Below are 16,203 nucleotides of genomic sequence, written 5' to 3' on the forward strand. Positions count from 1 at the left end.
TCAGGGGTAACGGCAGCTCACTTCGGGCTGGTCGTAGCCCAGGCTGTCCATTTCATTGGTGGGGTGCAGAAAGCCCTCCTGGGGCGAGGTGCTGACCAGTGCGCGCGGCTGGACCAGGGGAATCGGTTGGCGCAGTTGCCCGTTCCAGGGGCGATAGCTGAGCTTGCGGCCCTTGAAACCGTCCAGGGGCAGCTGATCGCTCAGGGCCAGTTGGCGGATGGCGAACGGGTCGGCCTGGCGCAATTTGGTCACGGCGCTGGCGATGCTGCGCACGGCGATCCAGGCGGCGAAATCCCGGTCGTTCATCCAGCGTCCGGCCGAGGCTTCGAAGCGTTTCTGCAACTGCGCCGCGCCGTAGGTTTCCACGGTCTTGTGCCAGCCGGTAGGGGTAAGGCCCTGCGTGCCGGCCACCGGGCGCGGGTACCAGGTCTGGTAAGGCACGTATTCGCCAAAGTCGCCGCGCTCGTCGGCCACCAGCACCACGTCGTACTCGGCGGTCTGGGTGAACAGCGGCATGTCGGCCTGGGCGCTGCGGCGTTGGTCGTTGTCGAACCGCCAGGCTTTTTCGGCGACGATCTTCATGCCGAAGCGTTTCATGGCCCGGCGCAGCGCGGCGGCGTAGGCCTGGTCCTCGGGCGTCTGGCCGACGATCAGCAATGCCCGCTGCCATTTGCGCACGACGCTGAACTGCACCAGGGCATCGGCGAGCATGGCCCGGTCGGGCAGGCTATGCAGCACGTTACCCAGGCAGTCGGTGGTGCGCAGGCTGTCGTCGGGGCTGCCAGCGTTGAACAGCAGGCTGTCGGGCAGGGCGGCGCTGAGTTGGCGCAGGCTCGCGGCCGGGGCGTTGACCACGAACAAACGCAGGCCCTGGTTGTGCTGGGCGCGGGCGGCTTGGAGCAAGGCTTGCGGGCTGTCGACGTTGGCGCTTTCCAGCCGGTAATCGTGCTTGAGAAAACGCCCGGTGCTGTTGCTGTCGATGATCGCCAGCTCGGCACCACGCAGGCCGGCATCGGCGGGTTCGGCAATGACGTTGGACAGCAGCGGCCCCGGGTCAGGACGGTAACCCAGGTAGCCGATGCGCACCTGCAACGGCGCCCTATCGTCAGCCTGGACGGAGGTCGGCAGCCAACCGCTGGCCGCTGCCAGCAGAGGGATCAAGGCGTAACTGAGGAGCCTGCGCATACCACCTCCATTGCGGGTAGCGCCAGCATAGGAAGCCTGCGGTCATGGGGAAATATGCAGAAAGTACCGCCGGGCCAGTACCAAGGTAGTAACTCGCCGCCGGCGCCGGGGTTTTAGGATGCAAAGCATCGCTATTCATCAGGGAGCGGACAGACCGTGCGGATTCTCAAAGCCCTGCTTCTGCCGTTGCTGCTGATCCTGAGTTTGATTGACGTTGATCGGCTGTTCGGCAAACACAGAACCTGCAAACACCCGCAACCTCTTGTGGGAGCGGGCTTGCTCGCGAAGGCGGCAGTACAGTCGACATCAATGCAAGCTGATCCACTGCTTTCGCGAGCAAGCCCGCTTCCACAGGAGTTGAACGTCGGTCCGGGAATGGGGCGCTAGGCATGTCGGCCCTATGGCGGATCAACCTGTGGGTGACGGCATTTTTCGGCCTGGTCACCCTGGCCTGCGCGGTCCTGTTGTTACATCAGGCGATGGACGATGTGAAACGCGAACTGCAATCGGCCGAGTCCGTGGTGCATTACCTGCGCGAAACCGCCGAGCGTGACCCGGCCAGTCTCCAGCCGCGGCTGACCGGCAGCCTGCGCCATGTACGGGTGCGCTGGCTGGCACCGGGGCAAATGCGTCCGGCAAGCGTCGAGGGCGGGGTGAACGCCTGGCTCGGTCGTCAATTACTGGTCGATGGCCCCGCGGCTCAGGTGGTGGACTTGCGTGACGGTCGTCGGGCCTGGATTGCCGTCGATCCTCGGGACGAAATCGATGAGATTCTCGACTCCCTGGTGCAACTGCTGGGCGTCTGTGGGATGGCGCTGTTGCTCAGCCTGCTGGTGATTCGCTGGGCGGTGCGCCGAGGCATGAGGTTGCTGGATGAATTACTGCATGCGCTGCGTCAGGTGTCGGCCGGGAATCTGCAGGTGCGGCTGCCGGCTGAAGGCGTCCCGGAAGCGCAGCAACTGGCGGGGCATTTCAACCGGATGACGGCCGCCCTGGCCCAGGCCCAGGCCGACAACACCCGGCTCACCCAGGCCCTGCTGGCCGTGCAGGAGCAGGAGCGCACGCGTTTGGCCCAGACCCTGCACGACGACCTGGGCCAGTACGTGGCAGGTATTCGCGCCCGGGCCTGTCTGTTGCGGCTGGTGCTTGATCAGCCGCCAGCGCTGGAGCAGACCGTCAGCCAGCTCGAAGACCATTGCGAGCATTTGCAACAGGGTTTCCGGGCGCTGGTGCATGACTTGTACCCGGTGGTATTGCAGCACCTGCCATTGTGCGAAGCCATCAGGTTGTTGGCCGGCAAGTGGCAGGAAACTCAAGGCATCAGCTGCCAACTGCGGATCGATGAGGCGTTGCCGCCGTTGTCCGGGCCAAACAAGACCCACCTGTATCGCCTGCTGCAGGAAGCACTGACCAACGTCGCCCGACATGCTGGCGCCACGGCGGTGCGGATTCGCCTGCAACACCGCGCCGGGCGCTTGCGGTTGCTGGTGCGCGATAACGGACGGGGGGCGATGCAGCCGCTGCGACCGGGCGTGGGCCTGCACTCGATGTCCGAACGGGCCCGCAGCCTGGGCGGTGAGCTGCGCATCATCAGTCAGCCCGGCGCCGGTTGGGCGCTGGCTTTGAATATTCCCTTGGAGGCGTGATGAACATCTTGTTGGTGGACGACCATGCGGTGGTTCGGCAGGGCTACGCCAGCCTTTTGCGGGCGCTGATGCCCGACCTGCAGGTACGGGAAGCGGCCACGGGCGAAGAGGCCCTGAGCCTGGTGCAGGAACAGGTGCCCCATCTAGTGATCATGGACTTCGGTCTGCCCGGTATCAGCGGGCTGGAAACCACTCGGCGACTGCGCCAGCGCCTGCCGCAACTGCGGGTGTTGTTCTTCAGCATGCACGATGAGCTGCCGTTGGTGCGACAGGCGCTGGATGCCGGTGCCGCGGGCTACCTGACCAAGAACTCAGCGCCTCAGGTGTTGGTGGAAGCCGTGCGAAGGGTGTTGGCTGGCCATGCCTACATCGAACAGTCCCTGGCTACGCAACTGGCCTGCGCGAGCTCCCGGCACAATGCCGACCCGCGTCTGCAATGCATGACCCAGCGCGAGCTGGAGATCTTTGTCATGCTCGCCAAGGGCACGCCCGCGCGCACCATTGCCGAACAGCTGTGCATCAGCGCCAAGACCGTCTCCAACCACCTGACGTTGCTCAAGAGCAAGTTGCAGGTCAGCTCCCATGCCGAGCTGGTGCACTTGGGGATCGACATGGGCGTGGTGCGCGTGGCGGGGTGAGATGCTCACTCCAAAGCAATGATGATCATCTGTGGCACGGGGATTTATCCCCGTTCTGTGGGAGCAAAGCTTGCTCTCACAGTTAACCCCCCTCGCCAGAAGAAAATGCGTTTACCCATAGCCAGATCACTGTTCCCAAGTCGTCGGGCAACCCGTGCAGCCTTGCATGTTTGCATCCTGGAAATTCCCGTAATGCTGGCGTGAGCCGCTCAGGTTGGCCTGTTCCAGGTTGCTTTCACCGAGCTTGGCTTCCTGCAGGTTGGCATCGCGCAGGTCGGCACCTTTGAGGTCGGCCTTGCTCAGCCAGGCCATTTCCAGGTCGGCGGCCTGTAGGTTGGCATTGTGTAACCGGGCGCCGGACAGTCGGGCGAATTGAAGGTATGCGCCCGTCAGGTCGGCACGCTGGAACTGCGCCCCCTGGGCGAACAGGCCCCAGCCCTGAATGGCTTTGAGCGTGGCGTCGCTGAAATCGGCCAGGCGCAGGTTGCTCTGTTGCAGGCTGGCACGGTTCAGGTTGGCCCCTTGCAACTGGGCGCGTTCGAGATTGGCCAGGTCCAGCCGCGCATGACGCAGGTCGGCGTCTCGCAGGTCGGCACCGCTGAGGTTCATTTTGCGCAGATCCTGATTGGCCAGCTGAGCACCGCGAAGATTGGCGCCGGGGCACTGGCTCGATTCGGCGATGACACAGCCGTTGATGGTCAGCGGGGTTTCGGTGTCATCGGCGTTGGTATAAGCGGCGATCATCAGGAGTACAAGAGGCAGATAATTCATGGCGGGAAACTCCGGTAACTAATGTGGGAGCGAGCCTGCTCGCTCCCACAAGGGCTTATTTGCGGGCCACCTTGTTATCCCAGCTCGGAATCTTGAATACCCAGAACGACCCACCCTGGGCCACGGGCTTGGTCAGCTCGGCCATGTCGCCGCCCCACAACGGCACGGCGCCGCCATAGCCGACGGTCACGCCGATGTACTGTTCGCCGTCCTGCTCCCAGGTGATGGGTGGGGAGACGATGCCGCTGCCGGTCTGGAATTTCCACAGCTCCTGACCGGTCTTGGCATCGAAAGCCTTGAAGAAACCGTCGCCGGTGCCGGTGAATACCAGGTTGCCCTTGGTGGCGAGCACCCCGGCCCATAGCGGCAACGGCTCCTTGTGCTCCCACACCACCTTGCCGGTGGTGGGGTTCATCGCCCGCAGGCTGCCGACGTGATCGTCGTACATGCGCTTGATACGGAACCCCATACCCAGGTAGGCCGAGCCTTTTTTGTAGTTCACCTCTTCGGTCCAGTATTCCTCTTTCCACTGGTTGCCGGGAACGTAGAACAGCCCTGTGTCCTGGCTGTAGGCCATGGGGTTCCAGTTCTTGCCGCCGAGGAAAGGCGGCGAGACTTCCACCGGTTTGCCCTTGGTTTCACCGGGCAATGGTTTGGCTGGACGCTGGCCGGGGTTTTCCACCGGGCGGCCGGTTTTCAGGTCGATGTGGCTGGCCCAGGTGATGTTGTCGACGAAGGGGAAGGCGTTTTGCAGCTTGCCGTTGTTGCGGTCCACGACATAGAAGAAACCGTTTCGGTCGGCGTGGGCGGTGGCCTTGGTCACCTTGCCGTCCTTGTCCTTGTAGTCGAACAGCACCAGTTCGTTGTTGCCGGAGAAGTCCCAGGCATCGTTGGGTGTGTGTTGGTAGAACCACTTCACTTCGCCCGTGCTCGGGTCGACGCCCACTTGGCCTGAGGTGTAGAGGCTGTCGTAGTCGTGGGGGTTGCCGTCCTTGGCCGTGCGGGCCCAGGTGTTCCACGGCCCGGGGTTGCCCGCGCCAACGATGATGGTGTTGGTCTCGGGGTCGAAACTGGCGCTCTGCCAAGGCGCGCCGCCGCCGTGGCTCCAGGCTTCGACCTTGCCGGTTTCGGTGGTTTTGTCGTCGGGCCAGGAAGGTGCTTTTACATCGCCAGTCGGGGTGCTGTCCTTGCCGTTGAGGCGGCCCATGTGACCTTCGACGAAGGGCCGCATCCAGACTTCTTCACCGGTGTCCGGGTCCCGGGCGAACAACTGGCCGACCACGCCGAACTCGTCGCCGGAACTGCCGTGAATCAACAGCACCTTGCCGCTGACTTTGTCTTTGATCAGCACCGGGGCGCCGGTCATGGTGTAGCCGCCGGCGTGGTCGCCAAACTTCTTGTTCCACACCACCTTGCCGGTGTTTTTATCCAAGGCGACCACCCGCGCATCCAGCGTGCCGAAGTAGATCTTGTCGCCATAAATAGCCGCGCCACGATTGACCACGTCGCAGCACGGGCGAATGTTGTCCGGCAGCCGATGGTTGTAGGTCCACAGCCGTTTGCCGGTTTTGGCATCGAGGGCGAACACCCGCGAGTAAGAGCCGGTGACGTACACCACGCCGTCGCTGACGATGGCCTGGGATTCCTGGCCGCGCTGCTTTTCGTCGCCGAACGAATAGGACCAGGCGGGAGTGAGCTTGAACACGTTCTTGTCATTGACCTGGGCCAGCGGGCTCCAGCGCTGGGCGTTGGTGCCCATGCCGTATTGCAATACGTCCTTGGTGCTCAGGTGGTCGTTGGCGATGTCTTCCCAGGTGACCCCAGGGGCCGCTGGCGCTGCGGCGTTAGCCAAGGGGCTCAGCGACAGACCACCGGCCAGCAGCAAGGCAACGGTCAGGGCGGAGAGGGCGGGTAGGGTTTTTATTGTCATGGTGGCAGTTCCCAGTAAAGGTTTTGGCCTGACTAGGTTGGGTCGCGCCAAGGCCTGCCGATACGGAAAAAGTCCCGCCCTTGCCGGGAATACTTCCCAAACCGCCTGTATTTGCGACCCGCGCCGGATGGCCTGCTACCAAGGAACTAGACCCCGGCCACCAAAGCAGCATTCGGTTGGGGCAGGGCGGTTCCTAAGATGACGGCACGGCCTCTTCACAAAGGTCTTGCGTGCAATCCAGAGGGCATAACAATGACAACAAAATGCAACGCCATCATCGCTACCGCATTACTGATAGGGCTGACCGGCGCAGGCTCCGTGTGGGCCCATGGCAACGTAGTGCCCCAGGCAGTGGAAACCAAGGGACTGACCCCGATCAAGGACACCGGCGTTGTGCTGGATGCCGACGGCTGGGCCACCGTAAACCCTTATCGCACTTCGCCCGAGCATGACAGGGCGTTGGAGATCGGCTCCTCGGCCTACAACCAGAACTGCGCGGCGTGCCATGGCCTGGAGGCCAAGTCTGGAGGGATCGCCCCGGACCTGCGTCTGCTGGACGTCGCCGAAGCGGGGGATGAGTGGTTTGTCGAACGCGTGCGTCATGGTGCGGTGCGCGACGGCCGGGTCTACATGCCGAAAATGGCCGACTACTTGAGCCAGGAAGCCTTGTGGGCGGTGCGCACCTATCTCGACAGCGTGCACGTCGAGGAGTGATCGCCATGCGTTTGTTCGCGTGGGTAATTTGCAGCGTGCTGCTATGTGGCCAGGCGGTGCAGGCGCAGGTGCGCAACTACGATGAGATGATCGCCGCCGGTGAGCTGAAGGTGGCGGTCTACAAGGACTTCGCGCCCTACAGTTTTGAAGACCACGGCCAGCCCAGAGGGGTAGACGTAGAGCTGGCGCAGGCCCTGGCCAAGGCGCTGGGCGTGCGCCTGCAGTTGATTTGGGCGCCCCCTGGCGAAAAGCTCGATGACGACCTGCGCGATTACATCTGGCGCAGCAGTGCGCTGCACAACCGGCAATTGGCCGACCTGATGATGCGGGTGCCCTACGACCACGACTACGTGCAAAAACGCAACGACGTCGGTGAGTTGGCAAATGCCCAAGTGGTGATGTTTGGGCCTTATCAGCAAGAGTGCTGGCAGGTGGCGTATGACCGTCGACGGCTGGACTCGGTGGGCAGTGTCGCGGTGTTTCAGCAGCACGCCATTGGTGTCGAAGTCGACAGCGTGCCGTCGTTCTACCTGACCTCGGTGTTCAACGGCATGCTCAGCGCCCAAACCCACCATTATCCGGGCGTCAGCCAAGCCTTCAAAGCCATGCAGGCGGGGGAGGTGGACGCCGTCATGGCCATGCGCGGGGAGGTTGACTGGCAGGTGCACGAAGCTGGCGATCCGCAACTGGCGCTGGCGGAAAATGCCTACCCGAACATGGGCAAGCAACGTTGGGATATCGGCATGGCGGTGCATGAAAGCAACCGGCAACTGGCCTATGCGGTGGAAGAAGCGCTGGAAGGCTTGATCCGCGACGGCAGTGTCAAAACCGTTTACGCCCATTACGGCCTGCGTTACGAAGTGCCCGAGATGTATCAATAGGAGCGCAGGGATGAAGTGGCGAGCGTATGGCCTGCTGTTATTCTGCCTCCCATTGGTGACGACGGCAGTCGAGCCGGGGAAGGATCCGGTGCCTTCGGTGATGTGGGCTTTCTACCACAAGCAATTGCTGGGCGACGCAGCGTTTGTGTTCGACGACCGGGTCCGAGTGCTGGCACCGCCCTTTGCCGAAGACGCGCGCCAGGTGCCGCTGGAAATCGATGCCCGGGCCTTCACCGGTGACGTGGTGCGGGTGCTGGCCTGGGCCGAACTGAACCCGTTGCCCAAAATCGTCGATTTCCAGCCGGGGGAGCGGGTGCTGCCCTGGCTGTCGATCCGTATTCGCATTGAGCAGGCCACCCCTTTGCGCGCTGCCGTACAGACCCGTGATGGCTTGTGGCACGTTGGTTCGACCCTGATCGACGCGGCCGGTGGCGGCTGCACCGCGCCAAGCGTGGTGCGCACCCAGCCGGGCTGGGAAGAGCACCTGGGCGAAGTGCTCGGCGCGCGTTATCCCCGGGGTGACACGAGCCGCCTGCGCCTGCAAGTGGCCCATCCGATGGATAACGGCCTGGTGAGCGGCATCCCGGAGTTCTTCCTCAACCAGGCCCAACTGCTGGACGCCGACGGCCAGGTACTGGCGCGCCTCGAACTGTTTCCGGCGGTCAGCGAAAACCCCAACCTGGCCTTCGACATTCAAGGCCCCGGGCAGACTCGCCTGTTGCTGCGCGACAACAGCGGCAACGCGTTCGAGGCGGCGATCCCCTGACCACAAGGAGCGCGCCATGCGCTGGATGCTATTGATCTGTCTAGGCCTGTGCTTGCCCGCGTCGGCCGGGATGGACTACTCACTCAAACCCCGACAAATCGCCGCGGGCACCTGGCTGCTGGAAGGCAGTACGGACAATTTCTCCCGTACCAATGGCGGCAACATCGTCAACACCGGTTTTATCATCACCGATGTCGGCGTGGTGGTGATCGACAGCGGGCCGTCGAAGCGCTATGGGGAAGCTTTGCGCCAGGCAATCGCCGCGACCACGGATAAACCGGTGATCCAGGTGCTGCTGACCCATCATCACCCCGACCATGTATTGGGCAACCAGGCCTTCAGCGACGTGCCCATCGGCGCGCTGGCAGGCACCACGGATTTGTTGCGACAACAGGGTGATGCACTGGCGCAAAACATGTACCGGCTGGTGGGAGACTGGATGCGTGGCACCGAGGTGGTACTGCCAACCCAGGTACTGGCGCCCGGGACGCTGAAGGTGGGCAATCATTCGTTGCGTCTGTTGCAACTGGCCGGCCACACCGGGGCCGATCTGGCGATTCTGGATGAAACCACTGGCGTGCTGTTCGCCGGCGACCTGGTGTTTTACGAACGGGCCCTGACCACCCCCAACAGCCCGGGCCTTGATGTGTGGCTCAAAGACCTCGACACCTTGCAGGCCTTGCCCTGGAAGCAAATTGTCCCCGGCCACGGCCCGGTCGCGACTGACGCCCAGCCTTTTGCACAGATGCGTGATTACCTGGGCTGGCTCGACCAACTGATGCGCGACGGCGCCGCCCGGGGCGACGACATGACCGAGATGATCCGCAGCCCCATCCCCGAGCGCTTTGCCGGGATCAGCTTGAGCCGTTATGAGTTGATTCGCAGTGTCAGCCATCTGTATTCGCGGTATGAACGCGTCCGGATGAAGCGAGTAGACGCCAAGGCCCAATAACCCTGACTGAGTACCACCAACTACTCACATGTACCAAGGAACTAGAAAACTCAACACTGCGGGCAATTGTTGGCAGCGGCCCTGAGCCCAAGAATCTGCGCCAGACCGGGAAAATTTCCCGGGTATAACAATAACCGCAGAGGTAGCCGTCATGACTCATCCCGCACGTCGCCAACCCTTCGCCGTGAGCCTGCTGCTCAGTGCCATGCTGCTGTCCGGTTCGGCCCTGGCCGCCGTGACCGACCAGGAAATTCTCCAGGACCCCCAAAACCCGCAGCAGATCGTGACCAACGGTCTGGGCGTCCAGGGCCAGCGCTACAGCCCGCTCGCTACCCTCAACACCGATAACGTCAAGGACCTGCGGCCAGTCTGGGCTTTTTCCTTTGGTGGCGAAAAGCAGCGCGGTCAGCAGGCTCAGCCGATGATCAAGGACGGGGTGATGTACCTCACCGGTTCCTATTCGCGGGTGTTCGCGGTGGATGCGCGCACCGGCAAGAAACTGTGGCAGTACGACGCGCGCCTGCCTGATGACATCCGCCCTTGCTGCGACGTGATCAACCGCGGCGTGGCGCTGTATGGCGACCTGGTGTTCTTCGGCACGCTGGACGCCAAGCTGGTGGCCCTGAACAAGGACACCGGCAAGGTGGTGTGGAGCAAGAAGGTCGCCGACCACAAAGAAGGCTATTCCATCAGTGCCGCGCCGCTCGTCATCAACGGCAAGCTGATTACCGGCGTCGCTGGTGGTGAGTTTGGTGTGGTGGGTCAGATCAGCGCCTACGACCCGAAAAACGGCGAGCTGCTGTGGACCCGCCCGACCGTGGAAGGCCACATGGGTTACGTCTACAAGGATGGCAAGGCCATCGAGAATGGCATCTCTGGCGGCGAGGCTGGCAAAACCTGGCCGGGCGACCTCTGGAAAACCGGCGGTGCCGCGCCCTGGCTGGGCGGTTACTACGACCCGGAAACCAATCTGCTGCTGTTTGGCACCGGCAACCCGGCGCCGTGGAACTCTCACCTGCGTCCTGGTGACAACCTCTATTCCTCGTCGCGCCTGGCCCTGAACCCGGACGACGGCAGCATCAAATGGCACTTCCAGAGCACGCCTCATGACGGCTGGGACTATGACGGTGTCAACGAGCTGATCTCATTCAACTACAAGGAAGGCGGCAAGGACATCAAGGCGGCGGCGACTGCCGACCGAAATGGCTTCTTCTACGTGCTCGATCGCACCAACGGCAAGTTCATCCGTGGCTTCCCGTTTGTCGACAAAATCACCTGGGCCAGTGGCCTGGACAAGGATGGGCGGCCGATCTACAACGAGGCCAGCCGCCCGGGTGCACCCGGCAGCGAAGCCAAGGGCAGTTCGGTGTTCGTTGCACCGGCCTTCCTCGGCGCGAAAAACTGGATGCCCATGGCCTACAACCAGGACACCGGGTTGTTCTACGTGCCGTCCAACGAGTGGGGCATGGACATCTGGAACGAAGGCATTGCCTACAAGAAAGGCGCGGCGTTCCTCGGGGCCGGTTTCACCATCAAGCCGTTGAACGAGGATTACATCGGCGTACTGCGGGCCATCGACCCCAAGACTGGCAAGGAAGTCTGGCGCCACAAGAACTATGCGCCGCTGTGGGGCGGTGTGCTGACCACCAAGGGCAACCTGGTGTTCACCGGCACGCCTGAGGGTTTCCTGCAGGCCTTCAACGCCAAGACCGGGGAAAAAGTCTGGGAGTTCCAGACCGGCTCCGGCGTGCTTGGCTCACCCATCACTTGGGAAATGGACGGTGAGCAATACGTCTCGGTGGTCTCTGGCTGGGGCGGCGCTGTGCCGTTGTGGGGCGGCGAGGTGGCCAAGCGCGTGAAGGACTTCAACCAGGGCGGGATGCTCTGGACGTTCAAGTTGCCGAAAGATTTGGTGGCCAAGCACTGATCTAAAAGTTGAGCCGGACGCTGTCCTTGTGGCGAGGGGATTCATCCCCGCTGTGTGGGAGCAAAGCTTGCTCGCGAAACAGGCACCTCGATCTCGGAAAGACCGCATCGCCTTCATCGCGGGCAAGCCTTTTGCTCCCACAAGGGGCAAATCCCCTCGCCACAAAGCACAAAACCTACGACCAAATAACGAGAGCCCCCCTGCCAACGACGCATTCGTCTGCCGCGTGGGGCTCTCTACCATCGGCCTATCGCCTGTCCCGTGACAGGCATCGACCAGGCAGAGGCCCATCATGATCTACGCACAACCCGGAACCCCAGGCGCCGTCGTTTCCTTCAAGCCGCGCTATGGCAACTTCATCGGTGGCGAATTCGTCGCGCCGGTCAATGGCGAGTATTTCACCAATACCTCTCCGGTCAATGGCCAGGTGATCGCTGAGTTCCCGCGCTCCAGCGCCGCCGACATCGACAAGGCCCTGGACGCCGCCCATGCCGCTGCCGACGCCTGGGGCAAGACCTCGGCTCAGGATCGCTCCCTGGTGCTGTTGAAAATCGCCGACCGTATCGAGCAGAACCTGGAAATCCTCGCCGTCAGCGAGACCTGGGACAACGGCAAGGCCGTACGCGAAACCCTCAACGCCGATGTGCCGCTGTCGGCTGACCATTTCCGTTACTTCGCCGGCTGCATCCGTGCCCAAGAGGGCGGGGCCGCCGAGATCAACGAACTGACCACGGCCTATCATTTCCATGAGCCGCTGGGCGTGGTCGGGCAAATCATCCCATGGAACTTCCCGCTGCTGATGGCGGCCTGGAAACTCGCGCCAGCCTTGGCTGCCGGTAACTGCATTGTGCTCAAGCCCGCCGAGCAAACACCGCTGTCGATCATGGTTTTTGTCGAGCTGATTGCCGACCTGCTGCCGGCCGGTGTGTTGAACATCGTCCATGGTTTCGGGCGCGAGGCCGGTGAAGCCCTGGCCACCAGCAAGCGCATCGCCAAGATCGCGTTTACCGGCTCCACGCCGGTGGGCTCGCACATCATGAAGTGCGCGGCCGAGAACATCATCCCGTCCACCGTGGAGTTGGGCGGCAAGTCGCCGAACATCTTTTTCGAAGACATCATGCAGGCCGAGCCGGCCTTCATTGAAAAGGCCGCCGAAGGCCTGGTGCTGGCGTTCTTCAACCAGGGCGAAGTCTGCACCTGCCCGTCCCGGGCGCTGGTGCAGGAATCGATCTACGACGAGTTCATGAAAGTGGTGATGAAGAAAATCGCCAGGATCAAGCGCGGCGACCCGCTGGACACCGAGACCATGGTTGGCGCCCAGGCGTCCGAGCAGCAGTACGACAAGATCCTTTCGTACCTGGACATTGCCCGGGAAGAGGGCGCCGAATTACTCACCGGCGGCGCGGCCGAGCGCCTTGAAGGGGGGCTGTCGAGCGGCTACTACATCCAACCGACCCTGCTCAAGGGCCACAACAAGATGCGTGTGTTCCAGGAAGAAATCTTCGGCCCGGTGGTGGGGATCACCACCTTCAAGGACGAAGCCGAAGCCCTGGCCATCGCCAACGACAGCGAATTCGGCCTCGGTGCCGGCCTGTGGACCCGCGACATCAACCGCGCCTACCGCATGGGCCGGGCGATCAAGGCCGGGCGCGTATGGACCAACTGCTACCACCTGTACCCGGCCCACGCCGCGTTCGGTGGCTACAAAAAGTCCGGCGTTGGCCGCGAGAACCACAAGATGATGCTCGATCATTACCAGCAGACCAAGAACTTGTTGGTGAGCTACGACATCAATCCGCTGGGGTTCTTCTAACCCGGCAACACCACAAAAAACCTGTGGGAGCGAGCCTGCTCGCGATGAGGCCGGAACATTCAGCATAGATGTTGACTGAGCGACCGCTATCGCGAGCAGGCTCGTTCCCACATTGGATTTGTGTGGCTCATGCATTGCTACCAACGCACCCCACCCACCGCTTCGAAAGTAGCATTCGAGCCCCGGGCGGCCCGTGCATTAATGACCTTGCCGGAATTGCCCGGTACAAGAAGAGGAAAGACCCATGTGGACTAAACCCGCGTATACCGACCTGCGTATCGGCTTTGAAGTGACCATGTACTTCGCCAACCGATGAGCGCTGGCCCGGCCTGATCGGTTCAGGCCGGGCTACCCATTGGTCTGATTGCATTCACGGCGGGATGCTTTAGGCTCAAGGTATTCCACGACAATAAGAACAGGCTTACCGATGAGCCAGAGTCTCAGTCCGCTGCGCAAGTTCGTTTCACCTGAAATCATGTTTGGTGCCGGTTGCCGGCACAATGTCGGCAATTACGCCAAGACGTTTGGTGCCCGCAAGGTGCTGATCGTCACCGATCCCGGCGTGATCGCTGCCGGGTGGGTGGCCGACGTTGAAACCAGCCTCCAGGCCCAGGGCCTCGATTACTGTATCTACAGCGCGGTCTCGCCCAATCCCCGGGTCGAGGAAGTCATGCTCGGCGCCGAGCTGTACCGGGAAAATCACTGCGACGTCATCGTCGCGGTCGGTGGCGGCAGCCCGATGGACTGTGGCAAGGCCATCGGCATTGTCGTCGCCCACGGTCGCAACATCCTGGAGTTCGAGGGCGTGGACACCCTGTACATGCCCAGCCCACCCCTGATCCTGATTCCTACCACGGCCGGCACCTCGGCCGACGTGTCGCAGTTCGTGATCATCTCCAACCAGCAAGAACGCATGAAGTTTTCCATCGTCAGCAAGGCGGCGGTGCCGGACGTGTCGCTGATCGACCCGGAAACGACCCTGAGCATGGATCCATTCCTGTCGGCCTGTACCGGCATCGACGCGCTGGTGCATGCCATCGAGGCGTTCGTGTCCACCGGTCACGGCCCGCTCACCGACCCCCATGCGCTGGAGGCGATGCGCCTGATCAACAACAACCTGGTGCAAATGATCGCCAACCCGGCGGACGTCGCCCTGCGGGAAAAAATCATGCTGGGCAGCATGCAGGCCGGGCTGGCGTTCTCCAACGCAATCCTCGGCGCGGTGCATGCGATGTCCCACAGCCTGGGCGGTTTTCTCGATTTGCCCCACGGTTTGTGCAACGCAGTGCTGGTGGAACATGTGGTGGCGTTCAACTACAACTCCGCGCCGGACCGTTTCAAAGTGATTGCCGAGACGCTGGGCATCGATTGCCGTGGGCTCAATCACCGGCAGATTCGTACCCGGCTGGTGGAACACCTGATTGCCCTCAAGCGCACCATCGGTTTTCACGAAACCCTGGGGCTGCACGGGGTGAGCACCTCGGATATTCCGTTCCTGTCGCAACATGCGATGCACGATCCGTGCATCCTCACCAACCCTCGGGAGTCGAGCCAGCGGGATGTCGAGGTCGTCTATGGCGAAGCCCTCTGACGCGCAGCAAAAAGCCCTGGCCGGCTTGTTGGGACTGGGCAATCACTCCACGCGCAAGAGCCACTATCCGGAGTTGGCGGCGCGCCTCGATGACCTGGAACTGGCCCGCCAGCGCCTGCAACAGCTCAACGACCAGTTGGAACAGCGGGTGGCCGAGCGCACCGACGCGCTGCTGGAGGCCAACCACAACCTGCAGCAACAGATCGCCCAGCGCGAACTGGTAGAGCAGCAGTTGCGCGATGCCCGCGACGCCGCACAGGCCGCCAACCGCAGCAAAGACAAATACCTGGCCGCCGCCAGCCACGACCTGCTGCAACCGCTCAACGCCGCACGCCTGCTGATTGCCACGTTGCGCGAACGCCAGCTGCCTTCCACCGAACAGGTGCTGGTAGAGCGGACCCACCAGGCGCTCGAAGGCGCGGAAGACCTGCTCACCGACTTGCTGGACATCTCCCGGTTGGACCAGGCAGCAGTCAGGCCCGACCTGGCGCCGTATCGGCTGGATGAATTGCTCGCGCCGCTGGTCTCGGAATTTCAATCGGTGGCCGGCGCCGCGGGCCTGGAGCTGCGGGTGCGTTTTGCCGATGAAGCGATCCTGACGGACTTGCGGCTGATGACACGCATCCTGCGCAACCTGCTCAGCAACGCTTGCCGCTACACCGCTCAGGGCGGCATCCTCCTGGCCGCCCGGCGCCGCGGCGAACGGTTGAGCCTGGAGGTCTGGGACACGGGGCGTGGCATTGCCGCCGATTGCCTGGAGTCGATTTTCCTGGAGTTCAACCAACTGGACGTCGGACGTGCGGCGGATCGCAAAGGCGTTGGCCTGGGGCTGGCGATTGTGGAACGCATCGCCCATATCCTCGGCTATAGGGTGCAGGTGCGCTCGCGGCCGGGACGCGGCTCGGTGTTCAGCATCGAGGTGCCGCTTTCTGCTGAAAGACCGCTACCCATTTCCCAAATGCCCGCTCAGGCAGTCGCCGGCAACCCGCTGCCGGGACGCCGGCTGTTAGTGATCGACAATGAGCTGCGCATTTTGCAAAGCATGGCTGCGCTGTTGGGGCAGTGGGGCTGCGAGGTGCTGACGGCCACCGATGAGGCGGGTGCGTTTGATGTGCTGCAAGGTCTCGCGCCGGAACTGATCCTGGCGGACTTCCACCTGGATCATGGGGTGGTCGGCTGCGAAGTGGTCAAGCACCTGCGCGAGCATTTCCAGCAAGCGATACCGGCGGTGATCATCACCGCCGACCGCAGCGATCAATGCCGCCGCGCCTTGCGCAAACTGAATGCACCGCTGCTCAACAAACCGGTCAAGCCCGGTAAGTTGCGGGCGGTGTTGAGCCAGTTGCTTGGCTAGCGATCCCTGGGTTCATCAGCGAGAGCATCAAACCT

14 protein-coding genes are annotated in these 16,203 nt (G+C 62.6%); 11 read left to right on the forward strand and 3 right to left on the reverse strand.

The genetic code is table 11. The features are described from left to right. Complete coding sequence (locus ACA047_RS13465) at positions 1–1,185, reverse strand: ABC transporter substrate-binding protein (RefSeq protein WP_497359708.1); 1,185 nt, start codon at positions 1,183–1,185, stop codon at positions 1–3. Positions 1,186–1,574: 389 nt separating this feature from the next. Here ACA047_RS13465 and ACA047_RS13470 point away from each other — a divergent pair, with 389 nt between their 5' ends. After that, positions 1,575–2,831: a sensor histidine kinase gene (locus tag ACA047_RS13470; RefSeq protein ID WP_497359710.1), complete on the forward strand. Its 1,257-nt coding sequence runs from the start codon at positions 1,575–1,577 to the stop codon at positions 2,829–2,831. Continuing rightward, positions 2,831–3,469, forward strand: coding sequence for a response regulator (locus ACA047_RS13475; protein ID WP_497359712.1), 639 nt, complete (start codon positions 2,831–2,833; stop codon positions 3,467–3,469). Before ACA047_RS13470 ends, ACA047_RS13475 begins: the two co-directional genes overlap by 1 nt. Before the next feature lie 126 nt (positions 3,470–3,595). On the opposite strand, the gene ACA047_RS13480 is transcribed toward ACA047_RS13475, so the two are convergent. Both ACA047_RS13480 and exaA read right to left on the reverse strand, forming a co-directional pair. Then, on the reverse strand, positions 3,596–4,240 hold the full coding sequence (locus ACA047_RS13480) for a pentapeptide repeat-containing protein (RefSeq protein ID WP_497359714.1): 645 nt from the start codon (positions 4,238–4,240) through the stop codon (positions 3,596–3,598). Positions 4,241–4,295: 55 nt separating this feature from the next. Beyond that, entirely contained in the window at positions 4,296–6,170 is a 1,875-nt protein-coding gene (exaA, locus tag ACA047_RS13485) for a quinoprotein ethanol dehydrogenase (protein ID WP_497359716.1), read from the reverse strand. Positions 6,171–6,422: 252 nt separating this feature from the next. Here exaA and pedF point away from each other — a divergent pair, with 252 nt between their 5' ends. The 9 genes from pedF to ACA047_RS13530 all read left to right on the forward strand — a co-directional run bounded on the left by pedF (position 6,423) and on the right by ACA047_RS13530 (position 16,168). Continuing rightward, complete coding sequence (gene pedF, locus ACA047_RS13490; protein WP_497359718.1) at positions 6,423–6,884, forward strand: cytochrome c-550 PedF; 462 nt, start codon at positions 6,423–6,425, stop codon at positions 6,882–6,884. Between the two features lie 5 nt (positions 6,885–6,889). After that, a complete protein-coding gene (locus ACA047_RS13495) occupies positions 6,890–7,765 on the forward strand; it encodes a substrate-binding periplasmic protein (RefSeq protein ID WP_497359720.1) in 876 nt (291 codons plus the stop codon). Between the two features lie 10 nt (positions 7,766–7,775). Beyond that, positions 7,776–8,531 (forward strand): quinoprotein dehydrogenase-associated SoxYZ-like carrier, encoded by a 756-nt coding sequence (locus ACA047_RS13500; RefSeq protein ID WP_497359722.1) that lies wholly within the window; start codon positions 7,776–7,778, stop codon positions 8,529–8,531. A gap of 16 nt (positions 8,532–8,547) precedes the next feature. Next, positions 8,548–9,483, forward strand: a complete 936-nt coding sequence (locus ACA047_RS13505; RefSeq protein WP_497359724.1) for a quinoprotein relay system zinc metallohydrolase 1 — start codon at positions 8,548–8,550, stop codon at positions 9,481–9,483. A gap of 151 nt (positions 9,484–9,634) precedes the next feature. Beyond that, a complete protein-coding gene (locus ACA047_RS13510) occupies positions 9,635–11,410 on the forward strand; it encodes a PQQ-dependent methanol/ethanol family dehydrogenase (protein WP_497359726.1) in 1,776 nt (591 codons plus the stop codon). Positions 11,411–11,702: 292 nt separating this feature from the next. Then, a complete protein-coding gene (exaC, locus tag ACA047_RS13515; RefSeq protein ID WP_497359728.1) occupies positions 11,703–13,223 on the forward strand; it encodes an acetaldehyde dehydrogenase ExaC in 1,521 nt (506 codons plus the stop codon). 244 nt (positions 13,224–13,467) lie between these two features. Continuing rightward, a complete protein-coding gene (pqqA, locus tag ACA047_RS13520; RefSeq protein ID WP_003243383.1) occupies positions 13,468–13,539 on the forward strand; it encodes a pyrroloquinoline quinone precursor peptide PqqA in 72 nt (23 codons plus the stop codon). Positions 13,540–13,650: 111 nt separating this feature from the next. Beyond that, positions 13,651–14,814, forward strand: a complete 1,164-nt coding sequence (gene ercA, locus ACA047_RS13525; RefSeq protein WP_497359730.1) for an alcohol dehydrogenase-like regulatory protein ErcA — start codon at positions 13,651–13,653, stop codon at positions 14,812–14,814. Further along, a complete protein-coding gene (locus tag ACA047_RS13530; protein WP_497359732.1) occupies positions 14,798–16,168 on the forward strand; it encodes a hybrid sensor histidine kinase/response regulator in 1,371 nt (456 codons plus the stop codon). Before ercA ends, ACA047_RS13530 begins: the two co-directional genes overlap by 17 nt. Positions 16,169–16,203 lie beyond the last annotated feature (35 nt).

The organism is Pseudomonas sp. LBUM1664, from assembly GCF_059695895.1.

Coding starts and splice junctions, on each gene's coding strand:
- ACA047_RS13465 (WP_497359708.1), bottom strand. CDS start 1,185: ATGCGCAGGCTCCTCAGTTACGCCTTGATCCCTCTGCTGGCAGCGGCC.
- ACA047_RS13470 (WP_497359710.1), top strand. CDS start 1,575: ATGTCGGCCCTATGGCGGATCAACCTGTGGGTGACGGCATTTTTCGGC.
- ACA047_RS13475 (WP_497359712.1), top strand. CDS start 2,831: ATGAACATCTTGTTGGTGGACGACCATGCGGTGGTTCGGCAGGGCTAC.
- ACA047_RS13480 (WP_497359714.1), bottom strand. CDS start 4,240: ATGAATTATCTGCCTCTTGTACTCCTGATGATCGCCGCTTATACCAAC.
- exaA (WP_497359716.1), bottom strand. CDS start 6,170: ATGACAATAAAAACCCTACCCGCCCTCTCCGCCCTGACCGTTGCCTTG.
- pedF (WP_497359718.1), top strand. CDS start 6,423: ATGACAACAAAATGCAACGCCATCATCGCTACCGCATTACTGATAGGG.
- ACA047_RS13495 (WP_497359720.1), top strand. CDS start 6,890: ATGCGTTTGTTCGCGTGGGTAATTTGCAGCGTGCTGCTATGTGGCCAG.
- ACA047_RS13500 (WP_497359722.1), top strand. CDS start 7,776: ATGAAGTGGCGAGCGTATGGCCTGCTGTTATTCTGCCTCCCATTGGTG.
- ACA047_RS13505 (WP_497359724.1), top strand. CDS start 8,548: ATGCGCTGGATGCTATTGATCTGTCTAGGCCTGTGCTTGCCCGCGTCG.
- ACA047_RS13510 (WP_497359726.1), top strand. CDS start 9,635: ATGACTCATCCCGCACGTCGCCAACCCTTCGCCGTGAGCCTGCTGCTC.
- exaC (WP_497359728.1), top strand. CDS start 11,703: ATGATCTACGCACAACCCGGAACCCCAGGCGCCGTCGTTTCCTTCAAG.
- ercA (WP_497359730.1), top strand. CDS start 13,651: ATGAGCCAGAGTCTCAGTCCGCTGCGCAAGTTCGTTTCACCTGAAATC.
- ACA047_RS13530 (WP_497359732.1), top strand. CDS start 14,798: ATGGCGAAGCCCTCTGACGCGCAGCAAAAAGCCCTGGCCGGCTTGTTG.